A 3,262-nucleotide genomic window follows, 5' to 3' on the forward strand; every position below is an offset into this window, starting at 1 on the left:
GTCCCCGCCGAGGTGGTCCTCGCTGCCCGCGCTGCCCCTCCACCCCGAACGGAAGGTCGACCGGGCCGCACTGCCCGAACCGCGCCCCGCCCGGCCGGCACGCGCGCCGACGAGCCGTCCGGCGCGATGGAGCGGCTCGTCGCCGGGGTGTGGCGGGAGGTCCTCGGCCTGCCGAGGATCTCCGCCGGAGAGAACTTCTTCGAGATCGGCGGGCACTCGCTCGCCACCGCCGAGGTCCAGGCCCGGCTCGCCGCGCTGCTCGGCCGTGCCGTCCCCATCGTGGACCTCTTCCGCTTCCCCACGGTCCGCTCCCTCGCCGCCCACCTCGACGGCGCCGGGCGCACCCCGGGTCCGGACCGCGCCTCCCGGCGGATCGCCGCCAGGCAGGTCCGGACCCCGTCCCGCAGGGCACCATCCCGCCGGCCCCACCCGGCCGGAAGACAGGAGAATGAGGAATGACCGAGGAATACGCGGTCGAGCCGATCGCGGTGGTCGGGCTCGCGTGCCGGATGCCGGGGGCTCCGGACGTCCCGTCGTTCTGGCGCAACCTCGTCGACGGAGTGGAGTCGGTCAGGTTCTACACCCGGGAGGAGCAGGCGGCGCTCGGCGTGCCCGACTACCTGCTCGACGACCCGAACTTCGTGCGCGCGGCGTCCATCGCCGACGACTACGGCGCCCTGGACGCCGCCTTCTTCGGCATGTCCCCCCGTGAGGCGCAGCTGCGCGACCCGCAGCAGCGCATGTTCCTGGAGCTGTCGCACAGCGCCCTGGAGGACGCCGGCTACGACCCCGCGCGCTACCCCGGAGAGGTCGGCGTCTACGGGGCGATCGGCTCCGACGAGTACCAGTGGATGTTCATCCGCAGGGACCGCAGGACGCACGCCTCCGTCGGCAACCTCGCCATCTACACCGGCAACCATCCCGACTACCTGTCGACGCTGGTCTCCTACAAGCTCGACCTGCGCGGCCCCAGCCTCACCCTGCACACCGCCTGCTCGTCCTCCCTGGTCGCCATCCACACGGCCTGCGAGGCGCTGCGGTCCGGCGAGTGCGACATGGCGCTCAGCGGCGGCGTGTCGATCGAGATGCCGCCCGAGTGGGGCTACCAGTACCACCAGGACGGCATCTACGCCCCCGACGGGCACTGCAGGGCGTTCGACGCCTCCGCCGCGGGCACCATCTGGGGCGGCGGCGGGGGCATCACCGTGCTCAAGCGGCTCTCGGATGCCCTCGCCGACGGCGACCACGTCCGGGCGATCGTGATCGGCAACGCCATCAACAACGACGGCGCCACCAAGGTGGGCTTCTCGGCGCCGAGCGTCGAGGGGCAGGCCGTCGCGGTCTCCCAGGCCCTCGACCTGGCCGGCGTCGACCCGCGCACCGTCACCTACGTCGAGGCGCACGGCACCGGCACCTCCCTGGGCGACCCGATCGAGGTGGCGGCGCTGTCGAGCGTGTTCGGCAGGGACACCGCCGAGACCGGCTGGTGCGGGATCGGCTCGGTCAAGACCAACATCGGGCACCTCGGCCCCGCCGCGGGCATCGCCGGGTTCATCAAGACGGTCCTGTCGATCGAGCACGGCATGATCCCGCCGAGCCTCAACTACACCAGTCCCAACCCCCGCATCGGCTTCGGCGAGAACCCCTTCCACGTCGTCTCCTCCCTCACCAAGTGGGAGACCGGCGACCTGCCGCGCAGGGCCGGGGTCAGCTCCTTCGGCATCGGCGGCACCAACGCGCACGCCGTACTCGAACAGGCCCCGGCGGTCCCGCCCGCCCCCCCGCGAGGACCGCCCGGTCCACCTCCTGCGGCTGTCGGCCCGCACCCCGGCCGCGCTGGACGCCATGGCGGGCAGGCTCGCCGAGCGGCTGACCGGCGCGGCCGACCTCGACCTGGCGGACGTGGCCTTCACGCTGCGCACCGGTCGCAAGGAGATGAAGCACCGGGCGGTCGTCGTCGCCGCCGACACCGAGGACGCGGCCCGCGCGCTCACCGATCCCCGCCGCCTGGTCAAGGGCGCGGCGGGTACGGCGCCGCGGGTGGCCTGGCTCTTCTCCGGCCAAGGCGCGCAGTACGCCGGGATGGGGTCCGGGCTCTACCGCACCGAGGAGGTCTTCCGCCGGGCCGTGGACGAGTGCGCCGAGCTCCTGCGCACCGAACTCGGCCTCGACCTGCGGGACCTGCTCTTCCCCGGCGACGGCGAGCGGGAGGCCGCCGACGAGCGGCTCCGGCAGACCGCGCTCACCCAGCCCGCGCTGTTCACCGTCGAGTACGCGCTGGCCCTCCTCTGGCGCTCCTGGGGCGTCGAACCGGCCGGGATGATCGGCCACAGCATCGGCGAGTACGTCGCGGCGACCGTGGCCGGGGTCTTCGACCTGCCCGGCGCGCTGCGCCTGGTCGCCGCCCGGGGCAGGCTGATGCAGAGCATGCCGCCGGGCTCGATGCTCGCGCTCCGCCTGGACGAGGCGGAGGTCCGCGAGAGCCTGCCCGACGGGCTCTCGGTGGCGACCGTCAACGGGCCGGGGACCTGCGTCGTGTCCGGGCCCACCAGCCTGATCGAGGAGTACGGCGCGCGGCTGGCCGAGCAGGGGGTGGGCCGCACGATGCTGCGCACCTCGCACGCCTTCCACTCGGCCATGATGGACCCCGTTCTCGCGGAGTTCCACGAGGTCGTCGCCTCGACCCCCCGCGACGCCCCCGCCCTGCCCTTCCTGTCGAACGTCACCGGGACGTGGATCACCGCCGAGGAGGCGGTCGACCCCGCCTACTGGACCCGCCACCTGCGGGAGGCGGTCAGGTTCGGCGACTGCGTGGCGACCCTCCTGGCGGAGGGGGAGTGGCGGCTCGTCGAGTGCGGTCCCGGCCGCCAGCTGGCCGGTCTGGTCAGGCCCCAGCTGCCTGCCGGCGCCCCGGCGCCGCTGGTGAGCCTGCCCGGCCCGGCGGACCCCAAGCCGGACGCGGAGGTGCTCCACGCCACCGCCGGGGCCCTGTGGACCTCGGGGATCGCGATCGACCCGGAGGCCGCAGGCGCACCCGGGCGCCGCGTCCCGCTGCCGGGCTACCCCTTCGAGCGCTCCCCCCACTGGGTGCCGATCCTGCCCGACCCGCAGCTGATCTACCCGGTCCCGCCGCGCACCGGCGCGCTCCCCGTCGAGGAGTGGTTCAGCCTGCCCGCCTGGCGGCAGGAGCCCCTCCCCGTCTCCGGCGCGCCGGCGCCGGAGCGCTGCCTCGTCTTCGCCGGCCCGTCCGCCGCCCCGCTGG

At 74.6% G+C, this 3,262-nt stretch carries 2 protein-coding genes and 1 pseudogene; all 3 read left to right on the plus strand.

Translation table 11 applies throughout. The features are described from left to right. Positions 1 to 459 (plus strand): phosphopantetheine-binding protein (locus ACWJ6R_RS32955; RefSeq protein WP_449065968.1); only part of this gene is annotated, 459 nt, incomplete at its 5' end. 50 nt (positions 460 to 509) lie between these two features. Then, positions 510 to 1,724 (plus strand): annotated as a pseudogene (locus tag ACWJ6R_RS32960) (beta-ketoacyl synthase N-terminal-like domain-containing protein); the annotation flags it as partial. Positions 1,725 to 1,845: 121 nt separating this feature from the next. Further along, the coding region (locus tag ACWJ6R_RS32965) for an acyltransferase domain-containing protein (protein ID WP_449065969.1) at positions 1,846 to 3,262 on the plus strand (1,417 nt) is incomplete at its 3' end.

It is taken from the genome of Planomonospora algeriensis (genome assembly GCF_977012225.1).